3 protein-coding genes are annotated in these 20,481 nt (G+C 40.8%); all 3 read left to right on the top strand.

Going from position 1 to position 20,481, the window contains the following annotated elements:
* The first annotated feature begins 210 nt into the window (after positions 1 to 210).
* Positions 211 to 7,956, top strand: coding sequence for a SpvB/TcaC N-terminal domain-containing protein (locus QNJ66_RS15890; RefSeq protein WP_300508593.1), 7,746 nt, complete (start codon positions 211 to 213; stop codon positions 7,954 to 7,956).
* Positions 7,957 to 8,262: 306 nt separating this feature from the next.
* Positions 8,263 to 9,336, top strand: coding sequence for a hypothetical protein (locus QNJ66_RS15895; protein WP_300508595.1), 1,074 nt, complete (start codon positions 8,263 to 8,265; stop codon positions 9,334 to 9,336).
* Between the two features lie 214 nt (positions 9,337 to 9,550).
* Entirely contained in the window at positions 9,551 to 20,197 is a 10,647-nt protein-coding gene (locus QNJ66_RS15900) for a neuraminidase-like domain-containing protein (protein WP_300508597.1), read from the top strand.
* Positions 20,198 to 20,481 lie beyond the last annotated feature (284 nt).

A 20,481-nucleotide genomic window follows, 5' to 3' on the forward strand; every position in this document is an offset into this window, starting at 1 on the left:
CTTATTGAGGCAACGGCCAATGAGACGGGAAACCTCGAAGACGAATAAAACCGTCCTTGAGTTGAGTTGTCGTTGGGAAGCCCCAACTTCAGCGAAGCAAGTTGGGGTACTTCACAATCTGCTACGAGGTAACATTTTGCTAAGGATTTTTTTTTTGATCATATTTCCTAGCTCCTCGCAAGGAGGAAAGCGCGTTTATGGAAAAAGCAGATGCTCACTCCCTCAACTCAAAAGACTAACGATTCTAGAGCAGATTACAGTAGCGAATTTGTGACAGTGCCTCCCGCTTTGTCGTTACCCAAGGGTGGTGGTGCAATTAAGGGGATGGGAGAAAAATTTACAGCCAATCCGATAACGGGGACGGGTTCAATGTCAGTACCGATAGCGACTAGTCCCGGTCGCTCAGGGTTTGGACCACAGCTTTCTCTTTCCTACGATTCCGGTGCAAGCAATAGCAATTTTGGCTTTGGTTGGAGTCTATCAATTCCCTCAATTACTCGTAAAACAGATAAAGGATTACCTCGCTATTTTGATGCAGAAGAAACTGATGTCTTCATTCTTTCAGGGGGAGAAGATATCGTACCTGTATTAGTGCAAGATGAGTTAGGAAAGTGGAGAAAAGAAACCTTAGCACCAAGAAACCTCAATGGTACATCCTACTGCATCCAACGCTATCGACCTCGAACTGAAGGGTTATTCGCTCGAATTGAATGTTGGACAAATTTAGAATCAGGTGAGACTCATTGGCGATCGCTTTCCAAAGACAATGTCACAACACTTTATGGTAAAACGGCTGAAAGTCGAATCGTTGATCCAAATGATGCTACTCGCATATTTAGCTGGCTAATCTGTGAAAGTTATGACGATAAAGGAAATGTTATTAGCTATGAATACAAGTCAGAGAATTCAGAGGGGATTGATACAACCCAAGTCCACGAACGCAACCGCAACGATAACATCCGTTCTGCTAACCGTTACCTCAAACGCATTAAATACGGTAACCAAACACCCCGACAATCCCATGAAGATTTAAGTTTACAAACGGATTGGATGTTCGAGACAGTGTTTGACTATGGAGAACACGACTTGGAAAATCCTACCCCCAATGATATAGGAATTTGGTCAGTTCGTAACGATCCGTTTTCTTCCTATCGAGCGGGTTTTGAAGTGCGTACCTATCGTCTCTGCCAACGGGTACTCATGTTTCATCATTTTCCGGAAGAAGAAGAAGTCCGACAAAATTGTTTGGTGAGATCCACAAACTTTAACTATTCCTACGAAGAAAATCTAACAGATGTTCGTAATCCGATTTATTCTAAACTTATTTCAGTTTCTCAAATTGGCTACAAACGAAATTCAGAAGGTGGCTATATTCATAAATCTTTACCCCCACTAGAGTTTACTTACAGTGAATCGGAAATTGATGAAACAGTGCGGGATATTGACCTCGAAAGTTTAGAAAATTTACCCCAAGGATTGGATGGGACAAACTATCAATGGGTAGATTTGGATGGAGAAGGTTTATCAGGAATTCTCACTGAACAGGGAGATAGTTGGTTCTACAAACGCAATCTCAGCCCTATTTCTAAGGTTCAAGAAGATGCTCAAAACACGATTACCGTTAAATTTGCCCCAATTGAATTAATAACCAGTAAACCTGCAACAGCTTTAGCTGATAACGCTCAATTTATGGACTTAGCAGGGGATGGACAACTCGATTTGGTAACGCTTCGCAGTTTGACACCGGGATTTTATGAACGAACCACAACAGAAGGCTGGAAACCTTTTATTCCTTTTCAATCTTTACCCGTATTAGATTGGAATAATCCGAATTTAAAGTTTATTGACTTAAATGGAGATGGACACAGCGATATTCTGATAACCGAAAATAATTGCTTTGTTTGGCACGCTTCCCTAGCGGAAGATGGTTTTGGGACAGCAGAGCGATCGCCTCAACCTTGGGATGAGGAAAAAGGTCCCCGTGTTGTATTTGCTGATAGTACCCAGTCAATTTATTTAGCAGATTTTTCAGGTGATGGGCTAACAGATATTGTGCGAATTCGCAATGGCGAAGTTTGTTACTGGCCGAATTTTGGTTATGGACAGTTTGGAGCAAAGGTGACGATGGATAATTCCCCTTGGTTTGATACGCCCGACATCTTTAATCAGCGTAGGATTATTTTAGCAGATATTGATGGTTCGGGAACAACGGATATTTTGTATTTAAGTGCAGAAGGAGTGCAGGTTTATTTTAACCAGTCTGGTAATAGTTGGTCGACAAAACAAATATTGCGGAGTTTTCCGACAATTGATAATGTTGCATCAGTAACAGCAATCGATTTATTAGGAAATGGAACGACCTGTTTGGTTTGGTCTTCTCCTTTGCCTGGGAAGGGTCGTAGTGTCATGCGTTATATCGATTTAATCGGTGGACAAAAACCCCATTTATTAATCAAAACGATCAACAACTTAGGTGCAGAAACCACCGTTGAATATGCACCTTCGACTAAGTTTTATTTGCAAGACAGCTTAGCAGGAAAACCGTGGATTACCAAGTTACCATTTCCCGTTCATGTCGTCGAAAAAGTCACCATTTTTGATAAGTGGCGACAGACTCATTTTACATCGACCTACAGCTATCATCACGGATACTTTGACGGGATAGAACGAGAATTTCGAGGATTTGGGCGAGTAGAACAAACCGATGTAGAAGATTTTGGAACCTTTACAACCGGCAATATCTCCAGTCCCTACATAGATGATGACCAAACGTTGTATCAACCTCCAGTTAAAACAATTACTTGGTTTCATACAGGAGCCTTTTTAGATCGCGAACAGATCCTTTCCCAGTTTGCTGATGAATATTTTCCCCACTGGTTTGAGGAACTTAATCCCCATGAAACGAATATCTTGGGAGATTTTCAAGAGAATAGTTTGCCTGAACCCGATCTAATGGACGAAAACCTCAATACCGAAGAATGGCGAGAAGCATTGAGAGCTTGCAAGGGAATGATGTTGCGTCAGGAAGTGTATGAATTAGATGTGGATGCGCTCAAACAAGGTGAAGAAAGAAAAGTAAAGCTATTTTCAACAGCATTTCATAACTGTCATATTCAGCGACTTCAGGCTCATGGGGAGAATCGTCATGCCGTTTTTTTAGTAACTGAAAGTGAGGCGATTACCTATCACTATGAACTGGATTTGACAACGGATATACTCGAACCCGATCCCCGTATTTCTCACACTCTAAACTTACAAATTGATGAATATGGTAACGTGCTGGAATCAGTAGCGGTAGCTTATCCTCGCATTAAACAGTACCAAAATGAAACACTGCCAGAAGGAACAGAAGGACTCATTAATCAGGTACAACAGGAACGCCATTTAGTTTACACGGAAAATCGCTTTACGAACGATGTTGATGATCCTCAACACCCTGATCGTTATCGTTTGAGAGTTCCCTGTGAGGTTAAAACCTACGAACTCACCGGAATTAGTCCCCAAGACGGTTTTTACTATACTTTATTGGAGCTTCAACAAGCTGACATAGCTAACGATGAGATGGTTGAAGAAATTGCCTATCACGAATTTCCCGATCGCACCACTCCTCAGAAACGACGAGTTGAGTGGGTGCGAATGTTATATTTCAGTGACGATCTCGAAACACCTCTACCTTGGGGAGAACTGAACTATCTAGGTTTACCCTACGAAACTTACAAGCTGGCACTTACCAATGATTTACTCAATGCAATCTTTAACTCAGAACACCTGACAACAGAAGTACATGGTAATTTAGATAACGCTGATTTAAGTGGCTATTTGAGTGGTGTTACCCTCGCAGAACGCTTTCCCGATATGGATACGACGGGTCAATATTGGATTCGTTCTGGTGTTGCTGGTTTCGCACCTGATGCAGCAGAACATTACTACTTGCCGGAACGCTACACCGATCCTTTTGGGCAAACGACAACACTGGCCTACGACTCACGGGATCTCTATATTGAATCCAGCACTGATCCCATTGGCAATACTACCCAGGTGACTCAGTTTGACTTTCGAGTGCTGACCCCATCGGAAATGCGGGACATTAATGGCAATCTTTCACAGGTTTACTTTGATGCTTTTGGTTTACCAACGGCGATGGCCATCATGGGTAAGGGAAATCAAGCAGACAGTCTAAATTCCTTCGATGATGAATTGGCTAATCCCACCTCGGCCCAACTCAATGCCTTTTTTGCGGAGAATGCTTACAACGAAAACCAAGCCCGTATTTGGTTGGAAAATGCAACGGCCCGGTATGTATATTATTTTGGCGAACAAGAAAATGATGATGGCAGAACAACCTGGGGTGAACATCCCGCTTCTGCCTGTAGTATCCTGCGTGAACAGCATAGCAATGAGGATAGTCCGATTCAGGTAGGGTTTGAATATTCGGACGGGATGGGGACTGTATTAGTGAAAAAAGTTCAGGCCGAACCCGAAATACCTAATGGTCCCTTACGCTGGATAGCGACAGGAAAAACAATTCTCAACAACAAGGGCAACCCCGTCAAACAGTACGAACCCTACTTTAGCCAAAACGAATTAGGCGAACCAGATCATCGATTTGAAGAACCCCAGGAAATCGGAGTTACCCCGATCCTGTATTACGATGCTGTCGGACGGCAGGTACAAACAGAAATGCCCAATGGAACTTACAGTCGGGTGGCGTTTTCCCCTTGGTTTATGGCAACCTACGATGGCAATGATACGGTACTAGAAGCGAACAATGCTTGGTATGAACGCTATCTCAGTGGTGAGCCAGAACAACGAAGGGCAGCGCGTCTGGCTGAAATTCACGCCAATACTCCAGCCGTGACGCATTTGGACAGTTTGGGGCGAGAAGTGGTGGCGATCGCTCACAACAAATGGCGACGGGAAGATGTTGATTTTGAGGAGAAATATGTCACTTTTACCAAGCTGGATATTGAAGGGAAACCCCTGTGGATAAGAGATGCGAGGGGAAATCGGGTGATGGAGTATATCAATTCTCCAGGGGCAGAAACGGGTTTTGTAAGCTGTTATGACATTGCCGGGAATCTACTCTTTGAACACAGTATGGATGGGGGCGATCGCTGGATGTTGATGGATGCTACAGGACAACCGTTTTATGCCTGGGATGAGAACGAACGGGGAATGGAAACAGATTCTTCGGTGCTGGAACGTCGCCGTTTTCAGACGATTTATGATGCCCTGCGTCGTCCAGTGGAACAGCAGTTACAAATTGATGAAGGTTCCCCCGTAATCATTGAGCGGTTGATCTATGGAGAAGGGCAAACCGACGATCTCAATCTTAATCTGCGAGGACAGGTTTATCAGCACTACGATTCTAGTGGGTTAGTAACCAACCAAGGATTTGATTTTAAAGGGAACTTACTGGTAGTTACGCGCCAACTGGTCAACGACTACAAAGCACAGGCGATCGATTGGTCAGGGAACTCCCCAACGAATAATCTGGAATCCGAAGTGTTTACCGTCCGTACTGAATACGATGCCCTGAACCGTCCCACTTTGTTAACCAGTCCAGACCAAAGTGTAACCCGTCCAGTGTATAACGAAGCTAATCTACTGGAGCAAATGTATGTGCGGTTACGGGGAGCAGCCACAGAAACGGTTTTTGTAGAAAATATCGACTATGACGCAAAGGGTCAACGAACATTAATTGAGTACGGTAACGGGGTACGGACAACTTATACCTATGACCCCGAAACCTTTCGACTGGTGCGACTGCTGACGACTCGTACCTCAGATAACGCTCGTTTACAGGATTTAAAGTACACCTACGATCCAGTGGGAAATATTACCGAAATTCGGGATGATGCTCAACAGACGGTTTACTTTGACAATACTCAGATATTGCCTCACAACAATTACACCTATGATGCACTCTATCGACTAATTCGGGCGCAAGGACGGGAACACGCCGTTCAAAATAACTTGCAGCGAGATGCAACGGAGTTTAATCCCATTCTCGGTATTCCCTTTCCCAATAGTCCAGAAGCTCTACAGCAATATGTCGAGGAATACACGTACGATAGGGTGGGTAATATCTTGTCCATGAGACATACAGGCGGAGCGTTTGAACGTTGGAATCGTCGCTACCAATATGCTGAAGACAGTAATCGGTTGTTGGCGACTAGCAGACCCGATGATGCTGAACAGTTTGCAAACTATACCTACGACACTCACGGCAATATGACAACCATGCCCCATTTGCCGTTGATGCAGTGGGATTATCAAGATAGGTTAAAAGCAACCAGTCGCCAGATTGTTAACAATGGAACGCCAGAAACCACCTATTACGTTTATGACGGCAGTGGTCAACGGGTGCGGAAGGTAACGGAACGACAAACAACAGGAGGAATTTCTACTCGAAAAAATGAGCGAATTTATCTAGGTGGGTTTGAGATTTATCGAGAATATGGGGGTGATGGGGAGACGGTGACGCTGGAGCGGGAAACGCTTCATGTGATGGATAACCAACAGCGCATTGCGTTGGTGGAAACGAAAACGGCTGAGGTGAGTGAAGGGGTTGCATCTCCGACTGATTTGAACGTGCCAGTGATTCGTTATCAGCTTAATAATCATTTGGGTTCGGCTAGTGTGGAACTGGATAGCGGTGGTGCAGTGATTTCCTATGAGGAATATCATCCCTATGGCACGACAGCGTATCAGGCGATGCGTAATGGGGCTGAGGTGAGTTTTAAGCGGTATCGCTATACGGGGAAAGAGCGGGATGAGGAAAGTGATCTTTACTATCATGGAGCGCGATACTATGCACCGTGGTTAGCGAGATGGGCAAGTGCAGATCCGTCTGATTTAGAAGATGGATTGAATCTGTTTAACTACGTACGCAATAACCCAATTATTCTACGTGACCCAAATGGAAAACTGAGTTGGGGAACAGTTTTTGGCATTGCTGCTGCAGTCGTTGTTGGTACGGTGGTTACTGTTGCTACAGCAGGTTTGGCAGCTCCATTATTGGGCGCTGCTGCTGCTAGTGTAATTGGCGGTGTTGTCGGAGGTGCTGCAGGGGGTGCTGCTGCTCAAATTGTTGAAGATTTGGTTGATCGAGGGAAAGTTGATTGGGGGAATGTAGGTGTATCAGCACTAATTGGTGGCGTAACTGGTGGAGTATTTTCAGGTGCTGGAGCCGCAATCTCTAGAGGGCTTTCTACGCAAGCAGGACGCGCTCTTTCTTCTAAAATAATCAACTCTAATGTAGGGCAGGTAGTTGCAAGAGGAATCTATCGTATTGCCAGTTCATCTATTGGACGGGGTGTCAGAGCCGCTGGTGATCTAGCCAGACGAGGTATTGAGCGTCCTGCACAAAGAGCTGGAGAATCATTAGGGCGAAGATTAGGAGGAAAGTTTGCTGAGCGATCCGCTCGGCATCAAACTGAGAGAGAAGCCGCTGAAGGTGTTCTTAGCGATGTTGGAGCAGACGTTACCAGTGGAAAAGTTAGAGCATCTGTTAGAGGTGAATTAGAAGGTGATCAAGTAGCTGCAGTAACTAAGAGTGGTGAACGAGGAGTTATCAGAACCCCAGAAGGTCGAACGATAGCAAATACACCAAATCCAACAACCGTTCCACTGACACCGCGACCTTTTGATTCCAATCCCCGTACCGTTGATGCAGAGTTTAAGCTTCTTGGCTTCACACTCTTATCAACAGGAAGTAACCCCAAGATTGCAGGAAGACTATTTATTGGGGCAAACAGAGCCTTTTGTCCAAGTTGTCAGGGTGCCATGAGTCAGTTTAGAGTTCTTCGCCCTAACATCGATCTCTTGAATGTTCGCCGAAGCTTTTCATCGTCAGGAGCGGTCGGCGGAAATTCTCCCAGGTTAGTTCAACCTGATTCTGATGATCAATTGTCACCATCGGGTTCAATGCTCCAATTGCAATTCTCTTTTTAAGGAGAAAACAAGTGCGAGCGCCCTCTCTCATACGTTGGATTGAGGCAAAAAAACCCAACCACTTTACTCAAAACTAAACTTCAAAAACTCAAAAAAAGGAGACTTACCAAATGATAGATACAGAAACTAAAAATAAAAAGCTACGCCACTGGAGAAGCAACATTGCTGATAAATCAGGATCACAATCCACAATAACGGCGATTCAAATATGGTACAAAATCCCAAACATTATCAAATTGACAAAAAGGTAAATACACCAAATTTTTCTCAATTAAAACCTAACTAAAAAAGGAGACTCAACTAACCATGAATCCAGAAACCAGAAACAAAAACCAAATCCCTTGGACTGAAGAACATTGGAAACAAATCGATATGGCTGTTCATGATGAATGTAAGCGTACCAAAGTCGCAGCCAAATACTTACCTCTTTACCCTGCCCCTGGGGCGAAGACTGTTCCTTCTGATACCGTACTGTTAGGAAACCAGCGTGACAGACAAGGGGAAGAAAAATTAACCATTGATGAAACCGCCACCACTCCCATTCTTGAACTCGAAGTCCAATTTAGATTAACCCAACAGCAAATTATGGAATCGGACTTGAGCAGTGCGATTACCCTTGCAACCCGTGCCACTAACCTCCTCTCCCAAGGAGTTGATATTGCTATTCACGGCGGTCCATCAGGAATTCGTTCTGCTCCCCTATTTCGCGATCGCCGAGTGGTGATTGCCTCTGGACAATCCGTCATCGGGTTATTAGAAGCCCCTGAATTTAGTGGCGAAACATCTCGCATTCAAACGATTCAAGTACCAACCACATCAGCACCGGGAGAAGTTCCCCGATGGGGCGAAAACATCTTTGGAGCCATTTCTTTAGCTTATTCTCGCCTTCAAAGTGGTGAAGGGTTAGCCCAAGCTCATTATGGACCCTATGCCTGTATTCTGAACTTTCAGCCCTATGCAGATTCCTATGCGCCCTTGCCCACAACCTTGATTATTCCAGCCGATCGCATCAAACCCTTGGTAACGGCAATGTCCCAGGGTATGATGTCCATGTCAGAAGACATGATGAAGAAACATACTGAGGAAATGCAAAGTTATGGGCGAGATATAAGTTATATGTACGCTCATCATAACTATCCTCGCTACTATGGTACAGGGACTATCCCTCTCAATCCGAATCCGCTAGGATTATTTCTCTCACTAGGTGGGAATACAATGGATTTAGTGATAGGGCAAGATGCCATTACTGAATATGTTCGTCAGGAAGGAAACTTCTACTGCTTCCGCGTCTATGAGCGTTTCGCATTACGCTTGAAAGATCCCACTTCAGTGATTCGGCTAGAATTTCAAGAACCGACTTGTGTACCCCCCACTAACTAACTATCGGGAATGGCTGGTTTTTAACTGAGGATATGACTAAGTTTTCAAAACCAGCCAACGTGAGTTCGGTGTTAGGAGTTCGGAGTTCGGAGTTATCATTTTTAAAACGAGACAATGAGGGTTTGAGACTGCTAATTTGAGTAAGTTGTCTACAAATTGCCTTATATCGAACTCAGGTAGCCAAGTTAATAAGTTTTATGGAGTTGAATAAGTTATGCGTATTGAGAATGATGGGATCTTATTGTGGTACGAAACCCTCGACGCACCAGCACCCGATAATATTGTTTCAGTAAGCGATAGAGTCGCCATCACCGTTGGCATTCAACCAGTAGATGCGAGTAATAGTGTAGAAGTTCGCTATCGAGTCAATCAAGGTAAAACCATCTCCATTCCTGCTCAATTTCTAAAAAATGGACGCGGTTTAACGTCTCAATATTTTAGAGCCTCACTTCCGGCATTTGAACCTGGGGATACAGTAGAATATGTAGCGATTTGCCGTTGTGCTGGACGACAAGTTCCCTCCGTAGATGAGCTTGAAAAATTTACGTCTTCATTCACGGTTGTAGAAGCAGGAAGTCAAATCAAACGTGATCCTCCCGATTCAAGTCAGAATCAACAGACATCATCTAGGGAGTCAATCGATACTAACTTAAAAGACGCTCAGTTCGTCCATGCTCAAGAAACTACCAAGAAGGAAGACAATATTCCCTCACGTCTGTCCACTCGTAAGAAAAAACACCTCAAAAATTTGACAGAGGGAATTGCCGAGGGAAAACAGAAAGAAAAACTAAAACAACTTTTTAGCGAAACGGAAGGAGAATTTAATCAATTAAAAGCTCGTTTAGAAGAAAGTGAGGAATTTGATCCAGAAAGTATCCAAAAACTGACGTTTAAGCATGAAATGGCAGAACTTCTTGAAGATGAAGAAAACTGGATTGCTGCTTGCGCTCAGGATAACCGTATTAATTGTCTTCGCGATATTGCTCTCAATTACAAAAAACAAGACTTTAAATCCCTCATGCGCTCTGCTGGTATTCCCGAAAATGCCGAAGGAGAAGACGAAGAAGATTGTCTGGAGAAATGTGCCACCAAGGTTTGCGATCGCCTTTTTCGGATGATTCCCACCGCCGTTGTTCAGCGCATGGTGCAAGATGAAGAAATTGCCATAGACGATCCAAAGGTTCGTGAGGGCATCTTTTCGGTTTTAAATGACCACCCCGATTTAGACTTCCGAAAAACCTCAGTGTTGGAAGTATTACAAGAGCCAGATTGTCTGAAACAAATATCAGAAGAACATCAAGAAAAAGTCGTCGAGGGGTTAAAAAACTTACAGCGTCTCTCTGTGCTTAGTCCTAAAGCTGAAGCAGTACCCACCCTACTGAAAGGCAATTTAACCTCCGCTTACGCTATTAACGAAGTGCCGATGGAACGGTTTGTCAGCCTTTACGGTAACCAATTAGGGGGAGAAAAAATTGCTCGTGCTGTTCACCGCAACGCCCAAAACATTACCGCCCGTAATGAAGAGGCTTATATTGCCCTTCGACAAGCAGTAACAGGTGCGCCTGTGCGTATGATTCACGGAGATTCAGCAGCCATAAACCAACGCACACAAGAGCTTATAGGTGTTGTTCAACAGAAGAATATTCCCATTAATTTTGAGACTCTATTTGGTAGTGTCGATCTCTGTGAATGTAAGCATTGTAATTCAGTTTACAGCCCCGCAGCCTATTTAGTTGAGTTATTCCAGTATCTCCGCAACAATAACTTAGATCCGTATGATGTCCAAGATCCGACAAAACCTAACCCTAACACTGGAAAGTTGGGCTACTCACAAACTCCCTTAGAAATGTTTTTCCGTCGTCGTCCCGACTTAGGCCATCTCCAACTAACTTGTGAAAATACCAACACGCTCATTCCCTATGTTGATTTGGTCAACGAGGTGATGGAAAGTTTTGTTTTTAACCTGAGTAAATATGAAGATAATACTTTTACTCCTAAACGGGCTATTATTCACACACATAATGTAGAAGATGAAAGTAGTGGTGAACTACTTGCCGAACCTCAGCACACTAATTATAATGCTTACCTCAAACTCAGTAATACGGTTTATCCCGTTTGTCAACTTCCCTATCATCAACCCATTGATGCTACCCGTGAATATTTGAAATATCTGGGTACTAGTCGATACGAACTATTTGACACTTTCCGTACTGATGTTCCGCTCGAAGTTGAAGAAAATGCCACTAATCAAGAACGAGAAAGAGCTAGTCACAAACAAGAATTAGAGGTATTAGCTGTAGAACGGGCGATCGCAGCCGAATTCCTTCACCTTACAGAAGAAGAATATATTATCTTAACCAAAGAAGGATTCCATACAAAAGAATGGTACGAAATAGAAGAGCAAACCAGTTTAACCCTATCTCAATATCGTCAGAAGATAGGTTTAAAAAATACCTGGGATTACTACGGTATTCAAACTGAAGACCAGATGATTGAAGAGTTGAGGTGGGTAAAACCGGCTCAAGATACAGGGATAGTAGGTTTTCTGCGTCGAGTTAACATTCAATATACTGATTTAATCCAACTATTAAAAACCAGATATATCAATCCTAATTATCTATCAGGCAAAGATCTTGCCTATATGAATAGCTTGCGCTATAGCTATCGCTATCTTCAAAGTCTAGTGGATAAAAATCAAACCGATATTAAACTGAAATATCGGAAATTAGTGGCATTACTTCAATCGAAAGAGATAAAAGATTTTAATTTTTTTATAGCCAAGAACAAAGATTTTGACAATGATTTTATCGAATGTTGGATTTACAAAAACTTTGCTAAAATTGGTAAGTTAATCGTATTAGACAATGGAGATTCATCCTGTAAATGTGTTGAAGGAACTATCAGTTTAAGCATTTTTTATGTTAAGCAAAACCCAGAAACTGCTATTTCTATTACCCAGATGAGTCCAGAAATATCTCTCAATCTATCAAGAAGGTTAATTCTTGATATTGATTGTCAAATTTATCTAAACGGTCGGAATTCAAGACAGCGGATTGGCTACTTAGAGACAAGTACAGGTAAGTTAGTATTGGAGTCATTGAAACTATTTGAATTAGAGCCATCTTTTTTAGAATTAGGTGAAGATATCTTGAGAAAAATTTTGCAGGGTTATTTGGATGAAGATGGAGAACAAGCAATCTCATACGGAACTTTCACTGGTAAGAATGGCGAACAGGGAATCGTATTCAGTTCCTTTTTGTTTATGAATGAACCACTTGTCGTTTGTGAAGGTTCTCAGGAAAACTGCGACCTTTCTAAAACGCAACTTAAACATTTAGACGGAACGGACTTGACAGTGCCAGAATACGATCGCTTTCACCGTTTTATTCGACTTTGGTGCAAATTGGGTTGGACAATCGATGAAGTAGATCAAGCAATTACAGGAATTGGTGAAACGATTGAAAAACCACCTTTTAAACCCCTTAATTTCTCGGCGAGTAACCCTTTTGTTGCTTTGATACCTTCTAAAAAAGAATTGAGGGAAAAACCATCTTCCCAACAGTTTAACTTTTCGGACAGTAGTAGCTTTACAGAATTCCCACCATCTCAACCTCCTTATAAAGAATTGAGGGAAAAGCCATCTTCCCAACAGTTTAACTTTTCGGACAGTAGTAGCTTTACAGAATTCCCACCATCTCAACCTTCTAAAAAAGAATTGAGGGAAAAACCATCTCCTCAACAGTCTAACTTTTCGGACAGTAGTAGCTTTACAGAATTCCCACCATCTCAACCTTCTAAAAAAGAATTGAGGGAAAAACCATCTTCCCAACAGTCTAACTTTTCGGACAGTAGTAGCTTTACAGAATTACCACCATCTCAACCTCCTTATAAAGATGGAACAAGAAACATTCCTCAACCTAAAAAGATATTAACTGCTCGACCCAAACCAGAAGTTAATTGCCAACCTGAACCCATTTCTCAAGTCCTTCAAGAAATTACTCCCTACCTAATCGAGCAATTGGTAGCAGTTCAAAAACTTCTTGACATTACTGGACTGGAACTAGCAAAGCTCCTGACTTATTGGACACAAATCGGAACTTATGGGGAAAAGTCTCTGTATAGTCGTCTATTCCTTAAATATAATCTGACCGCCATAGAAAATGTCTTTAAAGAAGATGACTATGGTACTTATCTATCCCAAGAAGAATGTATTAGCGATCATCTTCCTATACTCATGGCATCCCTAAAAGTAGATGTCAATATGATTGAGACGATTATGGGACTGATAGCAACCCCTAAAGCATTAAACCAAGATGATGATTCTCAATGCTATTTATTAACATTAGATAATGTATCCAAAGTCTATCGTCATATTCTGCTGGCTAAAACATTAGGAATTCGAGTCAAAGAATTGCCAGGTCTTTTAATGTTAATCCAGGATATAGCCCATCCCTTTGGAAAACCAACAAAAACTCTAGAATTCTATGATCTGTTTGCTCAAATTGATGATTCTGGTTTTTCTTTACGGGAGTTAAATTATGTACTTCAAGATCAAGACGACCAACTGCGTCCCCTCAGACCCAGTATGGCCGATATTTTTGAATTAGCGATCGCCCTCAGAGATAGTTTACTTCAAATCGAGATAGACCATCCTGACATTGAAAAAGATGAAGACGCGACAGAGGAACTGTTACGGAACAAATTGAGTTTGCTTTATGAAAGTGCGATCGTAGAAGAAATTATTACTTTATTACAAGGGTCAACGATATATCTTGATAATACTCGACGGAAGTACAGTACCATTTTAAATGAAACTGATCAGGATAACATTAACCAATTTTTAACCGATAAACGAAAAGAAGTAGAAAATGCTATAGCAGAATTAGAAATCGCTCAAGAAAAATTAAAAACAGCTCAAGAAAAAGAACTAGAAAATACGACAAAAGAGGAACAAGAACAGGTTGAAGGGTTAACAGAAAAAATTGAAGAACTAACAGAACTGATTGAAGAGTTTCAGATATTCCTTGAAAGGGTTCAATTTAGTGGGACAAAAGGACTTCAAGTTACTGGCATTCTCAGTGAATCTGACCAAAACCAGGTGATAGCTTTAGCAGATTATATTGACGATCCTGAGTCTAAAGAAAATTTCTTAATTGCTGCTAAGAAAATTTTTGTTCAACCTCAGCAATTATTTGATGACGTACTCTTACCTATCTTTCAAGAAAACTGTGAAAATCATGAAAGCTGTGAAGATTGTAAAGCCTGTAAAAATGCTAAAAATATTTTACTAGCTAAGGATCTTGTTTCTGCTGAGAATCAGGAGAATGATAGTGGACTCCAAAAGCGTGCGTTTTTTGCGAAAAAATTCCTTTCCTACTTAAGAGAAGAGTTGCGTCAGCGTCAGGTTATACAAATGCTTGCATCTGATTTAGGTCTAGATATTGATATTATCAAAACCCTGATCATGGAAGTGATCAAAACTTCCACAGAAGACCCCCTTTATCAAGAAATTATTAAACTAAAAGAACAAAAAGATCCAGCAGTTTTAGACGCATACTGGGAAGGTGTATTTGTTCCAGAAAAAGAAGGAAAATATATCTTTTTTCTAGCATCTTCTCAAGTAGCTAATTTAACATTTAATGGTCGAAAGCAAGCCTTTGACTTAAAAGAAACAGATGATGAAAATATTAACTTTTATGAAAGTCCTACTTTTTCTCTCAAAGCAGGCCAAGCTTATCCTTTTATTATCGAAGGTTACGATACAGATGAAAAGGGAGATATTATTGATTTGTTTATGAAGTTCAATAATCAAGCAAAAGTAGAAATTTCTGATAAAGTTTTATTTCCTGCTTTCAGTACAGAAACATTTCGCCAAGCCTATATTCAGTTGCAAAAAGCGGCAATAGTTGTGGAAGGTTTTAACATGAAACGGGAAGAAATCGACTTTTTTCGAGATTACTGCCAAAAATTCAAAAATTTAAACTTTAATAAATTATCTTTTCCTCAATGGCTACGCCTAGAAGCATTTTACCGTCTACATAAGAGCTTACCGCAAACTCAACTAAGTTTGATAGAATTTTTCCGTTGGACTAATCAAACTGAAGAGACGGAAACAGAAATTTCTTTAGTTGAGCAAATTAACGCCCTAACTGCATGGGAAGAATCGGAGATTTACAAAATGATTCTTCCACAACATTTTAACCTTCCCAATCTAGAAGATTTTCAGGACGAGAAAAACCTACTTAAATTACAAACAACTTTGCAAGTAGCGGAGAAAATTGGTGTAGGAATGGGCGATCTGTTTCAATGGGGTAAACCTCCTGCCGATTTTGCACAAAGCCGAAAAATTACTAGAGATATTCGAGATACTATTAGAGCGCGATATACCCAAGAAGAATGGGAAGAAGCCATTAAGCAAACCCATGATTTGCTACGTAATCGACAAAGAGATGCTTTGATTGCCTATTTACTAGCACAACCCGTTTTGATGGAATGGGGAGTCAGAGATGCCGACAGTTTGTTTGAATTTTTCCTGATTGATGTGCAGATGGATGCTTGTATGGAAACCTCCCGCATCAAGCAAGCAATATCTTCTGTTCAGCTATTTGTACAACGGTGCTTCTTAGGATTAGAGGATAAACATGGGGTTTCCTCTGATGCTTTAGATCGTCAGCGTTGGGAGTGGATGTCTCGTTATAGGGTTTGGGAAGCGAATCGCAAAGTGTTCCTTTATCCTGAAAACTGGATACGCCCTGAATTAAGAGATGTTAAAAGTCCATTTTTTGAGGAATTGGAATCTGAATTGCTACAAAATGATGTTAGCAAGGATACGGTCAAAAGTGCTTTGACTAAATATATTGTTCAAGTAGATGAAGTTGCCAATTTAGAAGTAGTCGGACAATTCATAGAAGGTGAAGGCAATGCGCGAAAACTCCATGTTATTGCCAGAACTCGTAATGCACCCTATTTCTTTTATTATCGCTACTACGAATTTGATAATAAATATTGGTATCCCTGGTCAAAAGTAGAAGTCGATATTCCCAGTATTGATATTGAGAATGATAATGGAGAGATTATCCAAAATGGTTCATTTGTTTTGCCAGTGGTATGGCAAGATAGGCTGTTTATTTTCTTTCCTCAATTCATGAGAAAAAACTGGAGTAGCAATCTCGCCAAAGAACAGAAAATTTCAGATAGTGCTGATAATAAAATGAAAGATTCTGAGCCTATATGTTATTGGGAAATTAAGATGGGATGGAGTGAATACAAAGAGGGGAAGTGGACTTCAAAAAATCTTTCCACAGAGGCATTATATTCTTTTGAATATGCAGAGGCAATTCTTGGCAATAATCTTTCTGCCAATCAGACTTTCAAATTTATGAAAAACCCTTCAAAATTTATTTTTACCATCTATAATTTACCTAACTCGCTCAAAATACAAATATACTATCGAAATCCAGAGATAATCTTATGGGAATATCTTACTAGCGATGACACTTACGGGGTGATCAAGCAAGACCTCACAACTAATTCAACACCTGTCTTAAATCAATCATTCAAATTTAACGGAGATAATATTTCTTTGGGAACATTAGTTTCGGCTGAGATACCCGAAACATTTAAGAGTAGCAATCCCATATTTCATTATTTTAGTGAATTAGGAAATAATTTAATATATCCTTTGCAGGCAAAAAAAGCTGCTGATAACCCTGCCGATATTATTGTTCCAAATTTCAAGAGAATGAGCGATTATTCATCAGTTAATCTCACTAATACTAATACTTATAGCTTCTCATATTCAGAAACTAAAATTTTACTAGGGCATTTAAGAAAAGATCGTTTAAATAATATTTTTAATAGTAGTATTCTGCTGAGTAATAACAACTATGGCTCAAATGACGGTGTTAAATACCACGAACTAAAACGCCCCTATGCTATTTACACTTGGGAAGCTCTTTTTCATTCTGTTGCTTTATTAGCTGATAATTTATCTAAATCTCAACGCTTTGAGGAAGCAATGCAATGGTGGCATTATATTTTTGATCCCATTAATGTTAAAGGAAATATCAAAAATGTTTGGAAGTTCTTACCATTCCGACCAGTAACTGATAGCAAAAATGTTCTAGATCAAATATTTTCTAATCTCGAACCTAATGCTCCTGATAATACTGAGGAAAAAAGCATTGATCAGTGGCGAGAAAATCCTTTCCAACCTCATAATATTGCTCGCAATCGCCCGACAGCCTACATGAAATGGGTCGTTATGAAATATATTGATAACTTAATTGCTTGGGGAGATAACCTTTTTCGACAAGACACCATTGAATCTATTAACCAAGCCACTCAATTGTATGTATTAGCTGGTCATATTTTAGGTCCTCGTCCCGAAATCATTCCTGAACGGGGAAAAAAACAGCCTCAATCTTATCTCAGTTTATTAAATAAATGGGATGCCTTCTCTAATGCAATGGTGGATCTCGAACTGGTTTTTCCGTTTAGCAACCAGATCGCAACAGAAGGTGTTTTCGATGGAGAAGAACATTATGTTAATATCTATGGCTTTGCCACAACTCTCTACTTTTGCATTCCTGACAACCCCAAACTATTGGAATACTGGGATACTGTAGCCGATCGCCTTTTTAAGATTCGCCATTGCCTCAATATTGAAGGCGTATTTAGAAAGTTAAATTTGTTTGAGCCACCTATCGATCCAGCCTTATTAGTGCAAGCAGCCGCCCAAGGATTAAGCATTAGTAGCGTTCTCAATGACCTCAGCACCCCCATGCCCAATTACCGTTTTAATTACTTGTTAGCCAGAGCTTTAGAAGTAACTTCCGAAGTCAAGTCCTTGGGAAGTGCGCTGCTATCTGCATTAGAAAAGAAAGATGGAGAGAGTCTGTCTATTTTGCGATCGCAACACGATACTCGCATTCAAAATCTCATTATGGAGGTTAGAAGAAAACAATTAGAAGAAGCTAAAAAAAGTCTTGACAGTCTAGAACAAAATCGAAAATCCCCTGAATATAGACTCCAACACTATCTACAGCTTATTGGCGAAGAAGATATGACTGTACCAGCCATCGATGCAGAATTTACGGAAATGGAAAACGAAATGCCTGAAGTTGAGGAATATGGCGGATTAAAATTGATTCCTCCTGAAGCGGAAGAAATTAAAAAAGCTAAACTTTCAGCAGATTTACAAACTGCGGTAGGGGTTCTAGAAACTTTAGCAAGTATTCTTCATCTTGTTCCAGATTTTGGCACTAAAATTCAACCATTGGGGCTAGGTGGAGAAATCGTTTTTGGAGGAACCTACTTAGCAACGTCTCTTCAAGCAGTAGCAAGAGGTTTACAAATCGGGGTAAATCGTACTTCTTTTCAATCTTCTGCCGCCTCTCGAAAAGCGGGCTATATTCGTCAACTACAAGATCGCATCTTTCAGTTAAATCTTTCTGGCCATGAATTGATGCAAATTGATAAACAAATAACTGCCCAGAAAATCCGCCAGGAAATTGCACAGTTAGAAATTGAGAATCATCAGATACAGATTGAACAAACTGAAGAAATTGAGGAATTTATTCGCACTAAATATTCTAACGAGAAACTATATCAATGGATGAGTGATCGCCTGAAAGATTTATACTATCAAGCCTATTCCTTTGCCTATGATTTAGCGAAAAAAGCAGAGAAAGTTTATCGGTTTGAAATGGGGCTATCTACTTCTGATTTTATTAAATTTGGCTACTGGGATAGTTCTAAAGACGGTTTTCTCGCTGGTGAACAGCTTTATTTGGCTCTGAAACATTTAGAAAATGCTTATATAGAAACAAAACCCCATGATTACGAAATTACTAAACACATTTCCCTTCAACAACTCAACCCCCTGGCATTAATTCAATTGAAAGAAGAGGGAGTATGCGAATTTAACTTCCCAGAAGAAATCTTCGATCTAGATTATCCCGGTGATTACAAGCGACGGATTAAAACACTATCGGTTTCCGTTCCCTGTGTTGTTGGTCCTTATACCAGTTTAAACTGTACCCTTCGCCTACTCAAACACGAATATCGGAACAGTAAAATTGCTGCTGATTATCCTAAGAAGTTAGAAGAAGCAGATGAGCGATTTATCTATAATCCTATTCCGACAACTGCCATTGCTGTTAGTCAGGGACAAAATGATAGCGGAGTATTTGAGCTAAATTTCCGAGATGAGCGATACCTACCCTTTGAAGGAGCCGGAACCATCAGCAGTTGGCGTTTGGAACTACCTCAAGAATTTCGTCAGTTCGATTATCAAACTATCACAGATGTGGTGATTCATTTGCGTTACACGTCTTGTGAAGGAGGCACTACACTCAAAACTGCTGCTATAGAACATTTGAATGAGTATGTTAAAAATGCCTCCGAATTAAGCAAACGAGAGGGACTATTCCGTATGTTTAGCTTGAGGCATGAATTTCCTAGTGAATGGCATCGCTTCTTAAATCCTAAACCTGAAACTGAAAGCCAAATTCTTATTCTTGGCAATCTTAGAGAGCGTCTTCCTTTCTTTGCTAATAGCCAAAAGGTGAATAATGTTACTATCCAGAGTATTATGTTTTTTGTTCCACCTATTGATAATGAACTAACTGTATCCCTATTTCGATTTGATCAAGCAGAAAATGTTGATATCGAGAATATAGAACCAACGATTACTTTGGGGGTTGGGGCGAACATTAGCCAACTAAAACAATATACAGCAACAGATCAAGAACAGGATATAAATGGATTTTGGGCACTTGTAGTTAATGAAGCTGAGTTTATTACGGCAGATGTTCTAAGCGATGCTTGGCTAGTTATTAAGTATGTAGTTGAATTTTAAGACGGGTCGTTAACAGAGTGACAGGCGTTGGAACCCACATTCCGCACTTCAAAGTGTAGTATCAACGAAATCTAAAAAAAGATGCTGATTTTTTATCTGAACTTCCCCTTTGACAAAACCCCATAACGTATGCTGCATCAGGTATACCTGAACTTCCCCCCACGAAAAACGACAAAAGCCTTATCTAAAGGTAGTTGTAGCGATTTTTGTACTACCCGTTACTGGGTACAATCTCTCTGAAGATTATATGAAGTGGGTTTGAGTAAACTGCACCTATGTAGTTC

This window comes from Crocosphaera sp., assembly GCF_030064895.1.
GTDB lineage: Bacteria > Cyanobacteriota > Cyanobacteriia > Cyanobacteriales > Microcystaceae > Crocosphaera.